This is a genomic window from Rhodoferax sp. ZS1R8 (genome assembly GCF_056521325.1).
Map to the genome: position 1 here is coordinate 1,257,254 of NZ_JBWMBA010000001.1, position 19,095 is coordinate 1,276,348.

23 protein-coding genes are annotated in these 19,095 nt (G+C 63.1%); 7 read left to right on the forward strand and 16 right to left on the reverse strand.

The window, feature by feature from the left end; translation table 11 throughout:
- Positions 1-29: 29 nt before the first annotated feature.
- The 3 genes from AC097P_RS05785 to AC097P_RS05795 form a co-directional block, all read right to left on the reverse strand.
- A complete protein-coding gene (locus tag AC097P_RS05785) occupies positions 30-356 on the reverse strand; it encodes a hypothetical protein (RefSeq protein WP_479609405.1) in 327 nt (108 codons plus the stop codon).
- 129 nt (positions 357-485) lie between these two features.
- Positions 486-677, reverse strand: coding sequence for a 4-oxalocrotonate tautomerase (locus AC097P_RS05790; protein WP_479609406.1), 192 nt, complete (start codon positions 675-677; stop codon positions 486-488).
- A 48-nt stretch (positions 678-725) separates the two neighbouring features.
- On the reverse strand, positions 726-965 hold the full coding sequence (locus AC097P_RS05795; RefSeq protein ID WP_479609407.1) for a cysteine-rich CWC family protein: 240 nt from the start codon (positions 963-965) through the stop codon (positions 726-728).
- Between the two features lie 52 nt (positions 966-1,017).
- Between AC097P_RS05795 and AC097P_RS05800 the strand changes: the two genes are divergently transcribed.
- From AC097P_RS05800 to AC097P_RS05820, 5 genes are all read left to right on the forward strand, one after another.
- Positions 1,018-2,571, forward strand: coding sequence for a glycosyltransferase family 39 protein (locus AC097P_RS05800; RefSeq protein ID WP_479609408.1), 1,554 nt, complete (start codon positions 1,018-1,020; stop codon positions 2,569-2,571).
- A complete protein-coding gene (locus AC097P_RS05805; protein ID WP_479609409.1) occupies positions 2,571-3,377 on the forward strand; it encodes a phosphatase PAP2 family protein in 807 nt (268 codons plus the stop codon). Before AC097P_RS05800 ends, AC097P_RS05805 begins: the two co-directional genes overlap by 1 nt.
- 89 nt (positions 3,378-3,466) lie before the next feature.
- Entirely contained in the window at positions 3,467-4,024 is a 558-nt protein-coding gene (locus AC097P_RS05810; RefSeq protein WP_479609410.1) for a globin family protein, read from the forward strand.
- A 196-nt stretch (positions 4,025-4,220) separates the two neighbouring features.
- Complete coding sequence (locus AC097P_RS05815) at positions 4,221-4,808, forward strand: LysE family translocator (protein WP_479609411.1); 588 nt, start codon at positions 4,221-4,223, stop codon at positions 4,806-4,808.
- Between the two features lie 9 nt (positions 4,809-4,817).
- A complete protein-coding gene (locus tag AC097P_RS05820; protein WP_479609412.1) occupies positions 4,818-6,281 on the forward strand; it encodes an aminotransferase-like domain-containing protein in 1,464 nt (487 codons plus the stop codon).
- Here AC097P_RS05820 and AC097P_RS05825 read toward each other — a convergent pair.
- The 5 genes from AC097P_RS05825 to queE all read right to left on the reverse strand — a co-directional run bounded on the left by AC097P_RS05825 (position 6,274) and on the right by queE (position 8,928).
- Entirely contained in the window at positions 6,274-6,552 is a 279-nt protein-coding gene (locus AC097P_RS05825; RefSeq protein ID WP_479609413.1) for a hypothetical protein, read from the reverse strand. The genes AC097P_RS05820 and AC097P_RS05825 overlap by 8 nt on opposite strands.
- 83 nt (positions 6,553-6,635) lie before the next feature.
- Positions 6,636-6,833 (reverse strand): hypothetical protein, encoded by a 198-nt coding sequence (locus AC097P_RS05830; RefSeq protein ID WP_479609414.1) that lies wholly within the window; start codon positions 6,831-6,833, stop codon positions 6,636-6,638.
- A gap of 135 nt (positions 6,834-6,968) precedes the next feature.
- The gene (locus AC097P_RS05835; RefSeq protein ID WP_479609415.1) at positions 6,969-7,826 is read right to left on the reverse strand and encodes a Rossmann-like and DUF2520 domain-containing protein; all 858 of its coding nucleotides are present in this window, start codon (positions 7,824-7,826) and stop codon (positions 6,969-6,971) included.
- A gap of 14 nt (positions 7,827-7,840) precedes the next feature.
- Positions 7,841-8,188, reverse strand: a complete 348-nt coding sequence (locus AC097P_RS05840) for a 6-carboxytetrahydropterin synthase (protein ID WP_479609474.1) — start codon at positions 8,186-8,188, stop codon at positions 7,841-7,843.
- Between the two features lie 104 nt (positions 8,189-8,292).
- On the reverse strand, positions 8,293-8,928 hold the full coding sequence (queE, locus tag AC097P_RS05845) for a 7-carboxy-7-deazaguanine synthase (RefSeq protein WP_479609416.1): 636 nt from the start codon (positions 8,926-8,928) through the stop codon (positions 8,293-8,295).
- A 606-nt stretch (positions 8,929-9,534) separates the two neighbouring features.
- Between queE and AC097P_RS05850 the strand changes: the two genes are divergently transcribed.
- Entirely contained in the window at positions 9,535-10,206 is a 672-nt protein-coding gene (locus AC097P_RS05850; RefSeq protein WP_479609417.1) for a hypothetical protein, read from the forward strand.
- Positions 10,207-10,294: 88 nt separating this feature from the next.
- Here the strand turns inward: AC097P_RS05850 and AC097P_RS05855 are convergent, their stop codons facing one another.
- From AC097P_RS05855 to AC097P_RS05870, 4 genes are all read right to left on the reverse strand, one after another.
- Positions 10,295-10,915, reverse strand: a complete 621-nt coding sequence (locus tag AC097P_RS05855; protein ID WP_479609418.1) for a hypothetical protein — start codon at positions 10,913-10,915, stop codon at positions 10,295-10,297.
- Between the two features lie 42 nt (positions 10,916-10,957).
- A complete protein-coding gene (locus tag AC097P_RS05860) occupies positions 10,958-12,283 on the reverse strand; it encodes a hypothetical protein (protein WP_479609419.1) in 1,326 nt (441 codons plus the stop codon).
- A gap of 209 nt (positions 12,284-12,492) precedes the next feature.
- The gene (locus AC097P_RS05865; RefSeq protein WP_479609420.1) at positions 12,493-14,322 is read right to left on the reverse strand and encodes an ATP-binding response regulator; all 1,830 of its coding nucleotides are present in this window, start codon (positions 14,320-14,322) and stop codon (positions 12,493-12,495) included.
- On the reverse strand, positions 14,323-14,955 hold the full coding sequence (locus AC097P_RS05870; RefSeq protein ID WP_479609421.1) for a response regulator transcription factor: 633 nt from the start codon (positions 14,953-14,955) through the stop codon (positions 14,323-14,325).
- A gap of 230 nt (positions 14,956-15,185) precedes the next feature.
- On the opposite strand from AC097P_RS05870, the gene AC097P_RS05875 reads away from it, so the two are divergent.
- On the forward strand, positions 15,186-15,452 hold the full coding sequence (locus AC097P_RS05875) for a helix-hairpin-helix domain-containing protein (RefSeq protein WP_479609422.1): 267 nt from the start codon (positions 15,186-15,188) through the stop codon (positions 15,450-15,452).
- A 75-nt stretch (positions 15,453-15,527) separates the two neighbouring features.
- Here AC097P_RS05875 and AC097P_RS05880 read toward each other — a convergent pair whose 3' ends face one another.
- From AC097P_RS05880 to AC097P_RS05895, 4 genes are all read right to left on the reverse strand, one after another.
- Positions 15,528-16,556, reverse strand: a complete 1,029-nt coding sequence (locus tag AC097P_RS05880; protein ID WP_479609423.1) for a serine/threonine protein kinase — start codon at positions 16,554-16,556, stop codon at positions 15,528-15,530.
- The gene (locus AC097P_RS05885; RefSeq protein ID WP_479609424.1) at positions 16,556-16,732 is read right to left on the reverse strand and encodes a LiaI-LiaF-like domain-containing protein; all 177 of its coding nucleotides are present in this window, start codon (positions 16,730-16,732) and stop codon (positions 16,556-16,558) included. The genes AC097P_RS05880 and AC097P_RS05885 overlap by 1 nt, the downstream gene beginning before the upstream one ends.
- Before the next feature lie 64 nt (positions 16,733-16,796).
- Entirely contained in the window at positions 16,797-18,314 is a 1,518-nt protein-coding gene (locus AC097P_RS05890) for a serine/threonine protein kinase (RefSeq protein WP_479609425.1), read from the reverse strand.
- Positions 18,311-19,066: a metallophosphoesterase family protein gene (locus AC097P_RS05895; protein ID WP_479609426.1), complete on the reverse strand. Its 756-nt coding sequence runs from the start codon at positions 19,064-19,066 to the stop codon at positions 18,311-18,313. Before AC097P_RS05895 ends, AC097P_RS05890 begins: the two co-directional genes overlap by 4 nt.
- Positions 19,067-19,095 lie beyond the last annotated feature (29 nt).

The window sequence follows — 19,095 nt, forward strand, 5'->3', positions numbered from 1 at the left end:
ATCCCCGCGCTAGGCGGGGAGATTTTTACTTACTTGGTGTTGGCAGCGGTCTGGCCATCGTGTTTTTGGCGGTGAATGGCGCGGCTGTCACGGTTGGCTTCGCGTTGCAGTTTGCGGCGTTCGGCGCGGGTCACTTTGCCGTCGGACTTGGCCGCTGCCTCATCGGCCGCTAGCTTGGCTTCGCGTTTGTCCAAACGGTTGGTCTCCTTGGCATTGAGCTGGCCGGAGGCGACTCCCTGGTCAATCCGTGCCTGCTGCTGGGCTTCACGCTTGTCCAAATTGGGAGTAGAAGGCTGGGCCATGGCGAGACCGGCTAGGGTCATTGCAACTGCGCCAACAAGTGTCTTGATCTGCATGAGGAACTCCGTTCTGTAGGTTGTTGTGTCTATGGAGCGCATAACCCACCCCACAGCACAACAACGCGCCGCAACCCGCAACCGGATGACTGTGCGACAACCGCACGGATGTAAAGGTTTGTGAAGTGGCTACTCGCGTGGCTCGGTCCACAGGCGCCCACCGGTCGCCCAGTTTTCACGCTTCACGTCCACGATCAGGATGTCCACCGATTCGGGCGAACCGCCCAGCACTTCAACGCTGACGCGGGTGATTTCTTCGACCAATTTCTTCTTCTGCGCAAGCGTACGGCCTTCGAGCATTTCAACGTGGTAGGTGGGCATGGTGAGGTTCCTTTTACAAAGTTGGTTGGGTTTGGGTTTGAAGAAGGGTTACGCGTTGGTCGCACCGTCCCCAGCTTCGGCGGCGCAACGCGCACAGATGCAGGCCAGCCGCCGCGCCTCCACTGGAACGCGGGCCAGCAGATCGGGCGTGAACACGGCCGTCGTGCACCAGCACGGGCCTTGCGGCACACCGGTTGCGCGTTCGGCCTTCTTGGCGCAGGCATTGATCTGGCCGCACAAAGGACACACGCTGGTGTCGATGGCGTTGGGGTGGGGAATTTCAGGCATGGCAGGTAATGGCTTCTACCCCGCAGTTTAGACTGCGGGTCTGATTTGCCGAATGTTGTTGCTGCCCGTGCGTCCCTCCCCATTGTCCATTGCTGTCCCTTGCAACGTGCACCTGTTGCTGATGCTGCTCTGCGCATTGCACTTTGGTCTGGGTGCGGCGCTGGGGTTGTCGGTGGACGAGGCGCACTACGCGCTGTATGCGGCGCACCCTGCCTGGAGCTATTTCGACCACCCGCCGCTGGTGGGCTGGGCGCAGTGGCCGCTCGTCGCGTCGGGCGCGCCCACGTGGGCCTTGCGCCTGGTGCCGGAATTGCTGTGGTTGGGCACGGCGCTGGTGGTGTACCACCTGGCCGAGCGCCTGCAGTCTGCCGCCGCTGAACACAGCGGTCACGCCGATCCCACGCCCGTTCGGGCCGGCCGAGCGGGTCTGTGGGCAGTGCTGGCCCTTTCGCTGGCACCACTGTTGCATGTGCTGGGCATAGGTTTGCTGCCGGACACGCTGCTGGTATTTTTCACCGCGCTGCTGGCGTGGGCCACGCTAAACCTGATGGACGCCACTGCGGTGCAACGCCCTGTGCCGTGGCTGATGCTCGGTGGGCTGCTGGGGCTGGCGGGCTTGAGCAAATACACGGCCATCTTCGCCGCAGCAGCCGTCGGCGCATGTCTGATGCTGGCCCACGGATTGGCGCTGCTGCGCAATCGCTGGGCCTGGTTGGCAGTGGGCTTAGCAATGTTGATGGTGATGCCGGTGGTTTACTGGAACCATGCCAACGGCTGGATATCGTTCAGCTACCAGGCCAAGCACGGTGCGGGTGGCGGATGGCAGGCCGTCCACTTGCTGCGCTTTGTGGTCGTGCAGCTGCTGGTCTATGGGCCGCTGCTGCTGTGGGGCTTGACCGGATGGCGCCACGGCGTGGCCCGTTCCCTGCGCAGTGTGGGCTTGTTCTTCGCGCTGCCCTTTGCCGTGATGGCGCTGCTGTCGGGCGGTGGCACCAGCCTGCCACACTGGACGGCACCGGCCTGGGTGGCATGTGCGCCGTTCGCCGGCGTGGGCTTGGCACGCACGCTGCAACAGGGTCGCCGGCGGCTGGTCCTGGGCTTGGTGGCGTTGCAGGGCGTGCTGTGCACAGCGGTGCTGGGGCTGATGCTGACCGGCGGGCTGCCCTTCATCACCAACACCAGCGGCCAGGGCAACGGCGCCCAACCGTCCAACCCCTTTGCCGATGTGCATGGCTGGGACGCGGCTGGTGAACGCGCCCGTGCGCTCGCAGCGCAGCACGGCTTGCGCAGTGTCTCGGTGCAAAACTGGACGCTGGCCAGCCGCCTGGGCTGGTACGCCCGGCCGCTGCCAGTGCATGTGCTGGAGGACCGCTTTGACCAGTTCGACCTGTGGGCCGGCGACCTGCCAGCAGGGGCTGATACATTGCTGGTGGACTGGTCGCAGCTGGGGTACACCGTGCCGCTGGGAACCCATGGTTTTGCCGATTGCACGCCGCTGGATACCCAAGCGGTGCAGCGCCTGGGCCAAGCCATTGCGCACTTCCGTTTTTACGCCTGCCACAACTGGTCAGGCCATCCGCAGCCCCAGCTTGCAGGTGCCCCCTGATGCACGTTCCACCCTTTTCGGCCTGGCTATGGATGTTGCCCCCCACGCTGTTGGTGCTGGGGGCCCCACTGTGGCTGCACAGCGTGGAGCCTGCCACCTTCATCTACCTCAACACCCTGTGCGCGCCGGTGGCTGCCCCGATATGGACCGGCCTGTCGATGCTGGGCAATGCCTGGGGTGTGCTGGCAGTGACGTCGCCGCTGCTGGTGCGCGCGCCACGGCTGATGTGGGCCTGGCTGTGTGCGGCGCCCTTTGCCATGGTGTTTGCCCGTGTCGGCAAGGCGCTGATCGAGAGCCCGCGCCCCGCCGCCGTGGTCGACAACGCGCAGATGCGCATCGTGGGCGAGCTGCTGCACAACGTGTCCATGCCATCGGGTCACACGCTGACGGCCTTTACCGTGGCCACTGCCATCTATCTCGCGCTACCACGACCAGGCCGCGCCAAATACCTGTGGCTGTTTGTGCTGGCCGCTGGCACCGGCCTGTCGCGCATCGCCGTGGGCGCCCACTGGCCGGGCGACGTGGTGGTGGGCCTGAGTCTGGGCCTGTTGGCCGGCATGCTGGGCACCCGATTGTTGGCGCGCATGCACAGCAAACACCTGCAGCCCACCGCGTGGAGCATGCGCCTGGTGGCAGCCTTGCTGGTTGCCGCGCTGGTAGCGATGCTGGTGGAAACACAGGACTTCGACGAAAACCGGCCGCTGCAGTACGTACTGGCCGCCGTTGTGCTGGGTTCCCTGCTCGCGTTTGGCCGGCAGAACTGGGCCGCCATGCGGGCTCGGGCCAACTGGCCGCCCAAAGGCTGAAATCTCCCGACACCCGGCAATCGGGACGTTGATCTATTAGCTAAGATGCCCCGAAACCAACAATACTGTCGCCGGAGGATAGAAGCAATATGACCCCCCAAGCCGTCAAACTGGTGCAGGAATCCTGGGCCCAGGTCGCGACCGCAGGCCCCGCAGCCGCCGCGCTGTTCCACTGCAACCTGATGCGCAGCCGCCCTTGGGTAGCTGCGCCGTATTCCGGTTACGTCGACGAGCGCGACGCCATGCTGATGCGCACCTTTGGCCGCGCCATCGTTGGCATGCACCGGCTGGACACCCATGCCACGCTGTTGCTGCAAATTGGCCGAGTCAACGCCACCTGCGGCGTGCAATCCCACCACTACCCGTATTTTGAAGTGGCGATGATCGAGACGCTGGAGCAGATCCTGGGTGACACGCTGACCGAGCCGCTGAAGCAGGCCTGGATCGCCGTGTTCGGCACCATCACCCGCCTGATGCTGGCCGGTGCCAATGGCGATTCGGCCGAAACCGTAGCCGTTCGCCAGCACGCCGCCTCAGACCGGCGGCGCCTGCGCCGGCGTGCCGCGCGCGATCTGGGCGGCAATCGCCGCTACCACCGCCGCGGCTGGCCAGAGGGCAACCGCCGTACGCTGCGCGCACCGGTTTAGGCCAAATCGGGCTGTAGCCCTCGTGCAGAGAGCGTAGGCAGCTATCAAAAACATAGCTGCCTCCAGCAGCGCTTCCATGTGTTCCAACTGTAGGGCTGCCTCCGCTGATACAACGCAAGCGGGCAGGGCCCACTCTGTGCCTTGGCGTTGCGCAACCCCCGTCCTACAGTCAAGGCTCTGACTTTGGAGCTTGCCCATGTGGACCGATTTACTGCCGCTGATGACCTACTGCTTTGTGATGTCCAGCACGCCGGGCCCCAACAATGTGATGCTGGCCACGTCGGGCGCGATGTTCGGCTACCGCCGCGCGCTGCCGCAAATCTTTGGCACCAACAGCGGTGTAGCGGTGCAGACCTTCATCACCTGCCTGGGCCTGGGCAGCCTGTTTGTGGCCTTTCCGGTGCTGCACCAGATCCTGCGTGTGACGGGAGCGCTGTACCTGGTGTTCTTGGCCTGGAAGCTCAGCGCCAGTTCGCTGGGCGAGGCACGCGAGACGAAACCGCTGAGCTTTACGCAGGCCGCGCTGTTCCAGGCGGTCAACCCCAAGAGCTGGGTCAAGTCCATCACGCTGGCCTCGGTGTTCATGCCGGTGGGCTTGAGCGCACCGGTGGGTGCACTGCTGGTGGCGGTGGTGGGCCTGGTCATCGGTTTCCCCAGCGCGTCGATGTGGGCGCTGTTTGGCGTGGCCATCCGCCGCGTGCTGACAGACCCGCTGAAACGTCGCATCTTCAACCTGAGCATGGGCGCCATGCTGGTGGTGCTGGCGGTCAGCTTTCTGCTGTAACCTCCGCTTGTGTTTTCCCTAGACCGCAACGCCCCCACCGCGCTAGCCGACCAGATCGAGCTGCGCCTGCGCGAGCTGATAGCGGGCGGCCAACTGCCCAGCGCGGCCCGGTTGCCGTCCATACGCCAGCTGGCCGCGCAACTGGCGGTCAGCCCCAACACCGTCGTCACCGCCTATGACAGGCTGATGGCGCTGGGCCTGATCGAATCACGCGGCACGGCCGGCTACTTTGTCTGCGAAACACGGCGCTCCACGCTGCCCGACGCCGCGGCGCTGGAGGCGGGCGAAGAGCAAGAGGGCGTGTGGCTGGCCCAGCAGGCGAACGACCAGCGTGCAGGGGTGCTCTTGGCCAGCAGCGGCGCCCTGCCGCCCGCGTGGCTGGAGGACGCTGTTCCCGCTGCCGTCGTGCAGCGCGGGCTGGCGCGTGCCAGTGCTGGCATGGCCTCGCGCTGCCCGCCCCAGGGCCTGCCCGAGCTGCGCGAGCGTATCGCCGCGGTGATACGCGGGGTTGGCATCGCGGTCGACGCCGGGCGCATCCTGACCACGTATGGCGGCACGCATTCCATCGACCTGATCTGCCGCGCGTTTCTGCAGCCCGGCGACACCGTGCTGGTCGAAGACCCCGGCTACTTTTTGATGTTCGACCGGCTGCGCAAAGACGGTGTGCGCATCGTCTCGGTTGCGCGCCGCCCTGACGGCCTGGACCTGGAACAACTCGAAGCGGCTTGCCGCGAACACCGGCCGCGCCTGCTCTTCGTCCAGACCGTGCTGCACAACCCCACCGGCTGGAGCAGCACTGCGGCGAATCTGCACAAGGTGCTGGTGCTGGCCCAGCAATACGGATTCCTGATCGCCGAAGACGACGTGCACGGCCACTTCCACCCTGGCCATGCGACGCGGCTGGCCAGCCTGTCGGGGCTCGACCGCGTCATCTACTACTCCAGCTTCTGCAAGGCGCTGAGCCCTGCATTGCGCATCGGCTATATGGCGGCTGACCCTGCGCTGCTGAAGGCGCTGCTGCGCGAGAAGATCTATTCGGTGCTGACGACACCGGCGCTGAATGAAAACGTGATGCTGGAGGTGCTGGCCGCCGGCCGCTGGCGCAAGCACCTGGACCGGCTCAACACCAAGCTGCTTGCTGCCCGCCAGGTCAGCGCGCGCCAACTCACTGCGGCCGGGCTGGTGTTGGACCATCCCGGCGAAGGGGGCTTGTTTCTGTGGGCGTCGGTGCCCGAGGATGTCGACTTGAACCTGCTGGTACAGGACGCCTACCGCAACAAGATTCTGTTGGTGCGCGGCGCCACCTTCAGTGCCGACAACCCCAACGACGCGCATATCCGCTTTAACGTCGCCTTCAGCCAGCAACCGCGGCTGGCCGACTATTTGCGGGAGCGCCTGCAGTCGCTGGCCGGGGCACGGGCAGCCCTGGCGCGGGTCAGCGCGGTGGGATTGGATCGCCAGCCGCTCAATTGAGGCGCGACCCCTGCGATTTCAGCTCTTCCATCACCGGGTCGGGCTCGCCGCCATCGGCGATATGGCTTTTGTACCAGACGGTCAGGATGGTCGTCACCACTGGGCCCGGGTTTTGCAGCACTTTCTGGAAGTCCAGGCCGTTGATGCCGCAGACCTTTTTGACCAGATCCATGTCCAGGTCAACGGCGTCGTCTTCGCAACGGCGCAGCTTGAGGTCGGGGAAGGAATAGCCCTCGGGCAGTTTGAGGGTCAGTAGGGAATCGGTGGGCATGCCCGTATTGTCGCAAGTCTGCGTGGGCCGCCCAAATAAAAAGCGGGCCTATGGCCCGCCTTTGATTTCCGTTAGGGAAGTACTTACTTCTTTGGCGCTTCCATCATCTTCTTGCATTCTGCTTTCATCTTGTCGTCGGCTTTGGCGTCCATCTTTTTGCACGCTTCCATCTTTTCTGCTTTTTCCTTGTCGGTCATGGCACCACCGTGGGCTGCGGCGAACGAACCAACGGATGCGCATGCAAATGCCACAGCCACTAACGCAGAAAGTAACTTGCTCATGGGTGTCTCCTGGGGATTGAAAGGTTGACTGAAAAGCCTTCCGGAAATCGAAAGGTCACCTCCTAACGACGGGGCGGGGGATTTGGTTGACGGTGTTGGCATGGGTACTTACCCGTATCCGGTCGCAGGCACGTTCTAGCCCGGCTTGCGTTGGGCCAGTCGCAGCGCCAGTGCGCTCAGGGCCTCGTAGGCGGCACCGGTGGGCGCATCCCAGGCCGCCACGGCAGCACCCTGGTGCGCGATGGCAGCCGTATCGCCACGGGCGGCGGGGCCGGTCAGAGCAGCCTGCGGGCCTAGCGTGGTGATGTTGGCTACCGCATTGCGCAACAGCGAGGCGCGCAGCGCCGGGATCAGCTCTGCTGGCATACCGGTGGATTGCCACAGGTCTTCCGCCGTGGCCTGCAGCACCGGCAAAAAGTTGGTCGCAAACACGGCCGCCGCGTGGTACAGCAGCTTGTTGCTGCTGGCGACGCCAAAGCACTGGGCACCAATGGCGGTGAAGGCGGGGCGCAACACGTCACAGGCCGCCAGGTCACCCTCCAGCGCGCAAGGCGTGCCGGGAAATTGCTGCAATGCCGCAGCAACCGAAGCAAAGCTCAGGATGCAGTGCGCGCTGGCGACATGCCAGCCCAGCGCGGCCAAGGGGGCGAGGGTGGCGGCGCTTTGTGCGCCACTGCAGTGGAAGATGATGGGTTTACCGGGCTCGGGGTTGAAGCTCGCGCGTGCGGACGCCAGCGCCTGTGCGCACGCCGCCAGTTGCGCATCGGGCACGGCCAGCATCCACACATCGGCGTCGCGCATGGCTTGCAGGCTGTCCACGGCGTGGCCGGTGCCGATGACGCTGCAGGCCGCTTGCGCGCTGGTCAGTGTGGTCGTCAGCACATCTTGGATCGCAAAGCTGTTGCCCTGCGCCCTCCACAGGCTAGCCAGGGTTTGGCCAACCCGGCCCGCGCCGACCAGGTTCAGCGTGGGACGGATGTTGCTGCTGGGCACGGCGCGGGTACCAGTCAGCGCAGCGTGCAGCTGTCGCCCACGCCGTCGCGCCAGATGCGCACCTGCACCAGGCTGGGCAGGGCCTCGGCGATGGCACGCCAGATGAAGGCGGCTAAATTCTCCAGCGTGGGGATGCCCAGGCCCTCAACCTCGTCCAGCAGGTGATGGTCCAGCCGCGGGCGCAGTTGCTCGATGGCGGCGCGCACCAGGCCCAGGTCCATGACCATGCCGGTGGCCGGGTCGATCTGGCCGGCAATACTGACCTCTACATGGTAGGTGTGGCCGTGGATCCGGCGGCTGCCCTCGGCCTCTATGTCGCGGCGCAGCGTGTGCGCGGCGTCGAAGAAAAACTTCTGGCTGATTTCGAAACATTGCCCCCACGCTCCGCCGCTGCGCGGGTCGCTGCCCCCCTGAGGGGCTAACCCGCCTTGGAGCGGTCCTGCGGCGTGTTGGTGTGGTGTTGCTTTCATCGTATGCCCGTGATCTTGTGGGTTTGCAGCGACAGGCGCCAGGCCGGGCGCTGCAGGCACTGCGCAATACACGCCTCGGTGTTGGCGCCGCGCTGGGGGTTGTCCATGGGCTGCAGGTAGCGATGGTTGAAGTCGGCTGCCTCGCATTCATCCAGCGTGATACCGGGCTGCGGCCACACCAGTTTAAGCTCATGGCCTTGGCGTTGCACCCACGTAGAGCCGGCCTTGGGGCTGACACAAATCCAGTCAATGCCAGCGGGCGCCGCAATCGTGCCATTGGTCTCCACGGCAATGTGGAAGCCCTGGGCGTGCAGCGCGTCAATCAGCTCGGTGTCCACCTGCAGCAGCGGCTCGCCTCCCGTCATGACCACAAAACGGTTGGCCATGTCGGCGCTGGGCCACTGAGCGGCGATGCGTGCGGCGAGGTCCTCTGCGGTGGCAAACTTGCCGCCCAGCGTGCCATCGGTGCCTACGAAATCGGTGTCGCAAAACTTGCAGACGGCGGTAGCGCGGTCTTGCTCACGGCCGGTCCACAGGTTGCAGCCGGCAAAGCGGCAGAAGACCGCTGGGCGGCCGGCATTCGAGCCCTCACCCTGCAGCGTGTAAAAAATTTCCTTGACCTGGTAGCTCATGGGGTGTGCCCCGCATGGCTGTGCACCCCACCGTGGTGTGGGGATACGAGGTTTTTGTACATGGTAGTCCTCTACATGGCTCCGAAAAACAGAAGGTGCGAAGCGCGCGGAGCACGGGCCTGGATAGCCATTTTAGCGGGTGGTGTAAAAGTACCCGTCTGAAAAATTGACTTGGCAGCCAATATGCGTTTGTGTTACGTCCCTGGCCTCGCCCTTGCAATGAGAACGAAATGCCAAATGGCATGACCTTTGGCACTGGTGCAACGGCAGCCCGATCTATAAGCTTTGAAGGTTAGATACGCATCCATAACATTTCAGGAGGTCATCATGCAAGCTGTCACGCCCCACACATCCTCTAGCCTCACCACCCTGTACTCCATCCGCGGTCTCCCCCCGGCGCCCTTTGTAACTCACGGCAATGGCGCGACAAAGCCAATGCCTGCGATGCCGGCGTACCTTGCCGGCCTATTGGCGCTTGTTCTGCTGGGCGCTAGCCCAAGCGCCAGTGCCAAGCCCAATTGCAACGTGCCAAAACCCCCGCCCATTTGCGAGGGTGGTGACCCACCGCCACCTCCGCCGCAGCCGACACCTCCGCCGCCCCCGCCGATGTCCTTGCAGCGGCCGGGTATCACGGGCGGGGGCTACTTCCTGGATACGGAGTTCACCGTGATGGTCCGGCCCCAGGCTGCTGACAAATCTAATGTGACCCGAATGGTTATCGAAAAAGGATCGACGGACAACGGACCTTGGTCCGCATGGGTTGACCGGCCCGTTCCGCCCAGCGGCAGCGGGAACATCGGTACGCAGTACCCCTTCTATTCATCGTCGCTGAAATATGTCGATGTGCTGCCGAGGACCTGCTTCCGTGCACGCTTCTTCACGGCAAGGGGCGGCTACTCCCCCTGGTCAGCGGCAAAGTGCGCGGCATCCGCACCCGCTGCGACGCAAGTGAGCACTTGGGTGGGTATAGATTCTGTCACTGTCACCTGGATCGATAACTCAATCTACGACCAGTACTATTACGTGGAGACGACCGACCCAGACGGTTCCAATCTGCAGTTGCAAACGGTTGCCGGAAACGGTAACGCTACTGGCTGGCGCCGCCTCAACATAGCGCGGCCGTATCGCCAGCCGAATGTGTGTGCACGGGTATGGGCGGCCGAACGGCTACCTGGTTTGAACCAGTATGTTCAGGACAGTGACTTCAGCGACTCGACGCCCATGAATTCAGCGATCAATCGCGGCGCGCCGGTGTGTTTCGAAACGCCCGGCATTTGAGGGCATAGAGGGCCTCGTCAAGCTGGTACCAGTGGCTGATGTGAGCGCCGACTGACCGTTGCAACGTTCGTTGTGCCCACGGAATGACCTACTGGAGGAGCGTCGGCGTGAAGGTCCATACCCAGTTGTCCGCGCCCTTTACGGCGAAGCTTTTGCGGTCGGCCGACACTACCAAAGGGCTTCCTTTGATGATGGGCATCGCCAGCGCTTCGGGTCCCATAGCCCCGATGTTCAGAACCACGTTTTCCCTGGCACCCGGAATCGCACGCATGGAGCAACTGGCCGGGTAGTTTGAAACGCTCGCAGGCGGATAGGTACGCACACCCTTGATCTCAATGAGGTCACCGTCTATGGAATTCGACACGGCCTGAAAGTGCTCGTATTCGCTTTTGAGTTGCGGCGGCGGGCAATTCGTATTGTCGGATTTGATGTTGCTGATTTGGGATTTCGCGTCAAGCACCGTTATCGGGCTGATGACCTTGCCTTTCTTGGCGTCCCAGGTGAGCTCGAGTGTGATGCGGTCGGTCACATCCGCCTTGCCCTCGTAGTCGCCGAACACAACGGGCGCACGCGCGTTATGCAAGCCTTCTACATGGTATTTGACTACCTTGGCCGCCTGCCACTTCTGCGCCACGGCCATGTCGAACGTCTGCGACGATACGGGGGAAACGCCTAGGAGCGTGGCGACGATCACGATTGGCTTGCGCATTTTTTTCGGTCTCTCAGAACGGTTGTGGTTTGCGAGTGGAGCTTAGCGCTCAGTAGCCATCAAGCCTTGGTAATAAGTGGCGATACGGTAGAGGTAGTGCCTAGCCCTGTCGTTGACCCAGCTGGCCGAGCCCAAGCCGTTGGGTGCCGGTGACAAAACCATATCCGGCGCCAACAGCAACTGCGATCCGTTGATCAACGTGAACACGCCACTTCCATCGGCCTGTATCGACAAGGTTCCCCCCAAAGCGGTCCCCATTGCTGATTGCAAGCCCACCGGGTCCAGGAATGCAGCGCGCAGAATCTGCACCTTGCCAGCACTGTCGGTAAAGCGCAATACGCCATCGGTTCCGAAAACAACGCTGGGTGTCCCCGTAGCTGTGCCCTGCGTTACAAAATAGTCTGGGCGCACCACATACAGGTTGCCATTCACCGTAGCGGTGATGAGCCCATTGGCGGCAATTTGCACGGTCAGGCCCAGGGCGGTCAACGCCGTACCCAAATCAGCCATGTTGGCCACAGCCGGTGTCACATTGAACGTGCCACAGCTAGTGCCCACACTCATGGCGTTACTGTTTCCAGAGAACGTGCCGATTCCCAGACCTGTACCGGTGCTGGCCTCCAGTGGGTAGAAGCTGATGGTCTGCCCACCCACTGAAATCCGAACTGCGCCATTCGCCGATTGGCCCACGTAGGTGGCGTCTGCACCTAGCATTTTCTTGATCGTGCTGAGTAGGCAAGTGGTCATGCTGGGCCCACTACCGCTGGCCATGTCTAGCACGGTGATTTGGGAGGCAATACCCGGCACACCGGGCAGCGCTACAGTGCTGGGAATGGGTGGTGGGGGTGTTGTTGCGGGAGCTGCAGCTTCCACGATATTCAAAACAACGCTGTCTACATTCGCCCCCACGCCAAACGACCAGGTGTAGGTGCCGGGGGTAATGCCTAACGATGCAAATGTCTTGGCATTCCATGTGGCTGTGCTACTCAGCGCAGATCCAGATACGTAGCCTGCAGGTAGATAAATAGCTGTGTTGGATACAAAAACCGGGTCGCCCGAACTGCTGCTAAGGGCAGCTGGGAAACCAGGTCCAAAGGGCGGTAGGGTAGCCACCAAGCTATAGTAAAGGCCTGCAGTCCCCGACCCCATGCAGAGAGTTCGGCCCGTTGGTGATATTACGTTGCAAGTGTTCGGCAGCACTTGTAAATTCATCCCTGCCGTATTGATGGAACCACTGCCGGTGGCGACCACGTTGCCACCGGTCTCGGTCAGTACGATGTTGTAGACAGCATGTGCGGGTGACGCTGCCAGTATCAATCCAGCCGTCATACCGGCAGTGGATAGGAAATTCTTTAAAAACGTATTCATTTGCGGGATCTACTCTCATAAGAAATTGAAACGGGACGGTGGCAATGTACAAATCGGAGCGTCTTTGCAACAGTGCCAAAAGTCATGTTGTTGCTGGCAATTTGCAACACGACGTAGCGCCACTTCACGAGATAAAAAGTCCTGGAGATCCCGAATTTCTTGTTTCTATTGCTACAAAATAAGTAGCGATCAATGTCCAGGGGCGAAACTCAGGAAGAGGCTTTCTGCGCCGTAGTCAGGTCGGCGAGTGCATGCAGCAGAGCATTTGCCGCCACGGGTTTGAAGAGCACGGCCACGCCCGAGTCGTGCACGCGCTGCAGGCGGTCGGGCGCCGTGTCTCCGGTCACCAGCAAGAGCGGCAAGTGGGGTGCAAAGCGGGCGCGCAGCCGCAGGGCCGTGTCCAATCCGTCGACGCCATTGGCCAGCCGGTAGTCGCACAGCAGCGCTTCAAAGGGCTGCTCCTGCGTAGCGGCGTGCGTGAACGCCACCGTGGCTTCGGCTTCGTCACGTGCGACGTGGATGTCGATGCCATACGAGCCCAGCAGAGCAGCCATGGCGTCGCCAATGTCGATCTCGTCGTCAATCAGTAACACGCGTTGAGGCAGGGCTGCGGCCAGGACCGACGGGCGACTGTTGTCTGCATCCCGTTTGTAGGGCGTGGACGGCGGGGGCCGGCTTGCGCGTGCGATCACGGCGGACACCGCCACACGGAAACGGGTGCCGTGGCCGGGTCGTGAGTGCACTTGCACCAAATGGCCCAAGAGGTCGGACAAGCGCCGCACGATGGACAGGCCGATGCCAAGTCCCTGGCTTCGGTCACGCCCGGGGTTGTTGCCTTGGTAGAACTCTTCAAAAATGTTGCCAAGGTGTTGCGCTGCGATGCCGATACCGGTGTCGCACACATCAATCCATACTTGGGCGCCACGCGTGCGCGCCACCACCAGCACGCCGCCGTTTGGTGTGTACTTGATGGCGTTCTCCACCAGGTTGGTCAGAAGGCGCAGCAGCAGTGCGGGGTCGGTGCGCACTGCCAGCGGGCTCGCGCGCAGCCGCAGTTGCAGGCCCTTCTCCTCGGCGCGCGAGGCAAACAACTGGTTAAGTGACTGGAACAGCGGGTTGAGCGGCGCAGCTTGAATTTCGGGGACGATCACACCCGCATCCAGGCGCGAAAGGTCCAACATGGTGTCCAGCGAGGTGCCCAGCGCATGCACGGCGCGCATCATGCGGATGGCGTGTATTTGCTCTGCGCGACCCGCCAGCTCTTTTTCCAGCACGGCACCAAACAACGCGATAGCGTGTAGAGGTTGGCGCAGATCGTGGCTGGCGGCGGCAAAGAACCTTGTTTTTTCTGCGCTGGCACGCTCAACTACGGCGACCTGCTCGGCTAGCTGCTCGGCCAGCGCCTCTTTCTCGAAGCGCACGATCAGCGAGCGCGTGAGCAGCGCGTTCTGTTGCATGGCGAATCGAAGGGTGATGGCGAGGTAGACCAGGCTGCAAACCGCCATGGACCAGTACATCGGCCCGCCGTGCCACGCCAACGCTGTTGTCAGCCCCACCAGCATAGGGATGCAAAAGGCGTAGATGACCGGTTTGACCGGTGCCACGGAAGGGACACCGGCGCTGCAAAGCCCCATTAAGACCAGCATCAGGAGCGCGGCCATGGGGACGTTGTCGGCCGGCAAGAGGAACCAGGCTGCCAGTCCCCACACAGCGCTGTAGATCAGAATTTGCTGCTGGTAGCGGCGTGCCCAAAAAAGGCTCTGTCGGTTGGCGTCCGGACTTTTGCTTCGGACCGTCAGAAGGGGGAGGGTCGCGGTCTGCGCCATGTGCAGTCCCCACCAGATCAGGACGTGCCAATCTTTTAGAACCAGGTAAAACGTGAGAACTAGCGTCCAAGCCACGGCGACGTCGGCTATGGTGGCGCTAACAATCGTGGCATACAGGGCGGCCACTTGTTCACGCTGCACGCGCGTCTCTAGGCTTGGGACCGTTTCTGCAGCGCTGGGCAGCGGGTCGGCCAGCGTGGGTTGTGCGTGCATTCAGCGTAGTTGGCTGATGAGCTGTGCCCGTGAGCGGACGCCAAACAGCAGCAACAGGGTCGAGACATGATTTTTGACTGTGCCTTCGCTGAGGTGGGCCAGCTCGGCGATCTCGCGGTTGGACTGGCCCGCCAGCATCCAGTCCAATACCTGCGACTGTCGGTTACTGAGTTTCACCGACTCGCCGGCACCGGTGCGCACAATTCGCATACCAGACGCGTCGCCTGGGTTATCCGTTGGCTGTCGGCCGTCGGGCACCGACGTGTGCTCTTGCGGCGGTGATCGTATATAGCCCACCACATGCTCCAGTCCGCCGGATTTGGCCAGATAACCACTGGCGCCCAGGGCAAGCGCGTTGCGGACCATGGCCGGATCGGTGTTGCCAGACAGAACCACTACGCGCGCGGCTGGAAAACGGCCAACGAAGGTCGTCAGACCAGACAGCCCGTGGGCGTCTGGCAGGTGCAAGTCCAGTAGTACCAAGCCAATCTGGTCCTGCTTGGCGTGGTAAAGGCTGATCGCATCTTGCAGCGTGCTGGTCTCAAAGACCGGGATATTGCGACCGCTGGAAGCGGCGTGTGATTCCACCAGGGTGTACAGACCCAGGCGAACCAGTTCATGGTCGTCGATCACCAGAACTCCGCGAGGTTGGGAAGGCTCAACGTACTGGGGTGGCAGAACTTGCATAGAGACCGCATCTTAGGCGCGAAGCGCAGCCGCGTGAAGTGACCAAAGTCATGGGTAGCCAGCTATAGCATGGGGAGTCCCCCGAATGGCAGCGCCCCCTGGCTGGACGTGGTGCAAAATCCAGCACCAAACGAACCGTCCATGAGAGTCTTCACTTTGAGAGTGGGATATAAAAAATGAATGTTGTGCCCTTCTCAGAAGTTGAAAAGAACTTGCTCCTGCGGGTCAAGGGTGTAGGCCCCAAAGTGGTTGAGCGACTGGAGCAGATGGGTTTCTCGTCGCTTCGGCAGTTGGCTGACGCCGACGCACGGGACATTCTGGCCCAAGGGGCCGCATTGAGCGGGTCAAGCTGCTGGAAAAACAGTCCGCAGGCCAGGGCTGCAGTGGAGGCCGCTATCGGCGTGGCTTTGGTAGCAGTTGACGGTACAGCTGCAAACCCTTGATGTGCAGCATCCCTTTTCTGCTGCAATCCGCCGGCTCAAATTTTTAGCCTGTTCCGTTGCGTTGCTGGAAAGCGTTTACACCACCAGCGGCTCTTCCTGCATCGCCTCCAACTGCTCTTCGAGCATCTGCACCTGGCCCTGCCAGTAGTCGCTGGAGCCAAACCATGGGAAGTTGACGGGGAAGGTGGGGTCGTCCCAGCGGCGGGCGAGCCAGGCGCTGTAGTGGATCAGGCGCAACGTGCGCAGCGGCTCGATCAGCACCAGCTCGGCGCGGTTGAAATCGCGAAACTGTTCGTAGCCGTCCACCAGCGCGCCCAGCTGGCGCGTGCGCTGGCTGCGGTCACCACTGAGCAGCATCCAGAAGTCTTGCACCGCCGGGCCGGTGCGGGCGTCGTCCAGATCGACAAAGTGCGGGCCGGGACCGGCTGCTGCTGCGGCGCTGGTGGGGGTCCACAAAATGTTGCCGGGGTGGCAGTCGCCATGCAGGCGCAGCAGCGAAATGCCAGAATCTTCCAAGGCATTTGGGCCTGTAGCCCTCGTCAGTGGCGCGTAACCAGCTACTAAATCTATAGCACTCTGGCAAGTCTTGGTCCACGCGGACTGCACGTCCAGCGGCAGCTTGTCGTGCTCCAGCAGCCACTGCATGGGCTCTACGCCAAAGCTTTGCAGGTCCAGCCGTGGGCGGCTGGCAAAGGGCTTGGCGGCGCCCACGGTGTGGATGCGGGCCAGGAAACGGCCTATCCACTCCAGCACCTCGCCGTCGTCCAGCTCGGGCGGGCGGCCGCCGCGGCGGGGGCTGACACTGAATGAGAAACCTCCGAAGTGATGAAGCGTTTGGTCCATCAGCCTTAGCGGCCCAATGACCGGCACCTCGGCCGCCATCAGCTCGGCGGCGAAGTCATGCTCTTCCTGGATCTGTTCGTCGGTCCACCGCTCGGGGCGGTAGAACTTGGCGACCACGGCGCTGCCGTCTTCCAGCTGCACCTGGTAGACGCGGTTCTCGTACGACGACAGGGCGGTCAGCCGGCCGTCACCGCGCAGGCCCACACCGTCCAGCGCGTCCAGCACGACGTCGGGCGTCAGCGCCTCAAAGGGATGGCCCATTAGTTCCTTTTGCCGTCGCGGGGCATGAAGAACATCGACAGGCCGACGGCGATCAGGATCACCGGCCACCAGGTGGAGAACAACTCGGCCAGGCTGAAGTTGACCAGGCCCAGGTTCTTGAGCAGAAAAAATACGCCGAACAGAATCAGCGTGATAGCCGCAACATTTCCTCGCATGGGGAATTCTCCTCTTCGCAAATATGGAAGAGGCATTGTCGCAAGGTTTAGCGCCGGTCCGGGCTTAGCCCAGCGGGCCCAGATCGTTGCCGTACACCGTGGTCGTGTCGGACCCGGCGTCGGAGTAGCCGGCGCGGTCGTCATCGCCGATGGCGGTGCCAGCGCCCAGCAGCTCAAACGGCAGGGTTTGCTTCACCAGGATCACCGTGCAGGGTGCATCCATGGCGACGCGGATGGGCACGGTGGCTACGAAGCGTTGGGCCTTGAGGCCGTGGGTGGCCGCGCCCATGACGATGACGCTGACGGCGTTGCCGCGCGCGTATTCCAGCAGCGTCTGCGCCACGTCTCCTGATTCGAGCACGTGGTAAGAGGTCTGATGGCCCGGGTGGTCCAGCGGCTGGGCCCATCGGCGCAGGCGGTTCAGGTGGTGGCGCTGCAGCTTGGTTTCGCTGTTGCCGTTGTCGGTGGCGCTGGTCATGCCAGGCGCGATAACGGTCACGCAGGCCAGTCGCGCACCGGGGCGGTTGCCTAAAGCGCGCGCGACGGCCAGGCGCAGCGAATACAGCGTGGCATCGGTCACGTCCTGGTGCGGCACGGCCACCATGACGATGGGCACGGCCTCCACCTGCTGCGCAGCGATGGGGCTGTGTTTGTACTGCATGCCCGCGGCGCGCAGCCAGCGCATGCAATGCGTGCCAAAGCCGGTCCCTCGGGTGTTGCGGCCGCGTGCAGTGACGGTGACTTGCGTGGGGTGGCTGAGATCAAAGGCCAGGTGCGCGGCCGAAGGGTAGCGCCGCGCGGCCACGGGCTCCAGGCAGCGCAATACCACCTCTTGCAGCCACTCGGGCAACAGCGCCTTGATCTTGCGTGGCGGTATCGGATCCACCCACATGCGTTGGCGCAGGCCACCCGGTGTTTGCGGTGTGCCAAACGGCAGCCTGCCGGTGCACAGTTGGTACAGCATGACGCCGATGGCAAAGATATCGCTGCGCGGATCTCCCCGTACGCCGACCACCTGCTCCGGTGCCATCCATGCCGGTGAGCCAACCGCCTTGCGCAGCTGTTCGGCCAGCAGGTCGGGGTAGTGGGCGTGGCAGGACAGGCCAAAGTCCAGCAACACGGCGCTGCCGTCGTCGCGGTACAGCAGGTTGGCGGGTTTCAGGTCCAGGTGCACAGTGTTCTGCTGGTGCAGGGCATGCACGGCGCGCGCCATGGCCACGCCCAGACTGGCGATGTGTTCGACATCGGGTGTGGGGTCCAGCGCCATCTGTTGCTCCAGCGTGCGGCCGCTGACGTATTCCATCACCAGGTAGGGCAGGCGTTCCAGGTCGCCTGTAGCCACAAATCGTGGCACATGGCTGCCCTGCAGCACTTGCAGGATTTGGCCTTCGATCTCGAAGCTGACGATGTTTTCTGCGCCGTCGCCCGCCGTCATGCGCGGCACCTTCATCGCCATCGCAAAGCCAGGGTCGGTCTGGCCATCTGCGTAGTGCACGCGGTAGATATGGGCCATGCCGCCAGCATGGATGCAGTCGCCAATGGCGAATCCGTCGACCACGCTGCCGGGCTCCAGCAGCCTCATCGGCCTTTCTCCAGGCGGTCGGCAAAAAACTCGTGCAGGCCGACCCGGCGAATGGCGGCCGCGGCGGCGTAGTGGTCGTAGGGCACGCGGTGGAACGTGAGCTGGGCGCGCCCCATGTCAAACAGGCAGTACATGGCGTCGGTATTGCCGTCGCGCGGCTGGCCCGCCGAGCCTACAGTGGCCAGCCACTGCCGGTGTTTGGGTACGGGAATGGCAACGCCGGGTTGCGGCACAAAGGGCATCAGCGTGCTGCCGGCCCCCTGGTAGTACAAGGTCTGCAGGTGCACATGGCCGCCAAACACGTACTGCACGCCGGGCCAGTGCGCGGCGGCGTCCATGCTGTCCTTGGCCGCGCGGGCCTCATAGACGTAGCGCCACAGGTGTGGTTCGTTGGCACTGGCGTGCACAAACAGGGCGCTCTCGTGCTGCAACGTCAGCGGCAGGCGGCTGATCCAGTCGCGCTGGTCGGGCATCAGCTGGCGGTGGGTCCAGGTGGCGGTGCTGTCGCCGACCGTTTTGACCTGTGTGGGGGGCGTGACGGCCATGGCATCGTGGTTGCCCTGCAGGGCCAAGGCACCGTCGTCGTCGGTGAGCTGCATGATGCGGTCCACCACGGCCCCCGGGTCGGCACCGTAGCCGACCATGTCGCCCAGAAACACAAAGCGCTCGGCCTGCTGGGCGCGCGCGTGGGCCAGGCAAGCGTCTAGCGCCTGGATGTTGGCATGGATGTCGGATAGCAGGGCGATGCGCACAAAATCTCCTCCCCACCATCATGCCCGAT

Bases quoted from the DNA above. Each gene is read 5' to 3' on its own strand.
- AC097P_RS05825 (WP_479609413.1), bottom strand. From the start codon at position 6,552: ATGCCCACCGATTCCCTACTGACCCTCAAACTGCCCGAGGGCTATTCC.
- AC097P_RS05850 (WP_479609417.1), top strand. From the start codon at position 9,535: ATGTCCTTGCAGCGGCCGGGTATCACGGGCGGGGGCTACTTCCTGGAT.
- AC097P_RS05830 (WP_479609414.1), bottom strand. From the start codon at position 6,833: ATGAGCAAGTTACTTTCTGCGTTAGTGGCTGTGGCATTTGCATGCGCA.
- AC097P_RS05790 (WP_479609406.1), bottom strand. From the start codon at position 677: ATGCCCACCTACCACGTTGAAATGCTCGAAGGCCGTACGCTTGCGCAG.
- AC097P_RS05800 (WP_479609408.1), top strand. From the start codon at position 1,018: ATGTTGTTGCTGCCCGTGCGTCCCTCCCCATTGTCCATTGCTGTCCCT.
- AC097P_RS05860 (WP_479609419.1), bottom strand. From the start codon at position 12,283: ATGAATACGTTTTTAAAGAATTTCCTATCCACTGCCGGTATGACGGCT.
- queE (WP_479609416.1), bottom strand. From the start codon at position 8,928: ATGAGCTACCAGGTCAAGGAAATTTTTTACACGCTGCAGGGTGAGGGC.
- AC097P_RS05890 (WP_479609425.1), bottom strand. From the start codon at position 18,314: ATGAGGCTGCTGGAGCCCGGCAGCGTGGTCGACGGATTCGCCATTGGC.
- AC097P_RS05785 (WP_479609405.1), bottom strand. From the start codon at position 356: ATGCAGATCAAGACACTTGTTGGCGCAGTTGCAATGACCCTAGCCGGT.
- AC097P_RS05795 (WP_479609407.1), bottom strand. From the start codon at position 965: ATGCCTGAAATTCCCCACCCCAACGCCATCGACACCAGCGTGTGTCCT.
- AC097P_RS05880 (WP_479609423.1), bottom strand. From the start codon at position 16,556: ATGGGCCATCCCTTTGAGGCGCTGACGCCCGACGTCGTGCTGGACGCG.
- AC097P_RS05865 (WP_479609420.1), bottom strand. From the start codon at position 14,322: ATGCACGCACAACCCACGCTGGCCGACCCGCTGCCCAGCGCTGCAGAA.
- AC097P_RS05815 (WP_479609411.1), top strand. From the start codon at position 4,221: ATGTGGACCGATTTACTGCCGCTGATGACCTACTGCTTTGTGATGTCC.
- AC097P_RS05855 (WP_479609418.1), bottom strand. From the start codon at position 10,915: ATGCGCAAGCCAATCGTGATCGTCGCCACGCTCCTAGGCGTTTCCCCC.
- AC097P_RS05810 (WP_479609410.1), top strand. From the start codon at position 3,467: ATGACCCCCCAAGCCGTCAAACTGGTGCAGGAATCCTGGGCCCAGGTC.
- AC097P_RS05875 (WP_479609422.1), top strand. From the start codon at position 15,186: ATGAATGTTGTGCCCTTCTCAGAAGTTGAAAAGAACTTGCTCCTGCGG.
- AC097P_RS05885 (WP_479609424.1), bottom strand. From the start codon at position 16,732: ATGCGAGGAAATGTTGCGGCTATCACGCTGATTCTGTTCGGCGTATTT.
- AC097P_RS05805 (WP_479609409.1), top strand. From the start codon at position 2,571: ATGCACGTTCCACCCTTTTCGGCCTGGCTATGGATGTTGCCCCCCACG.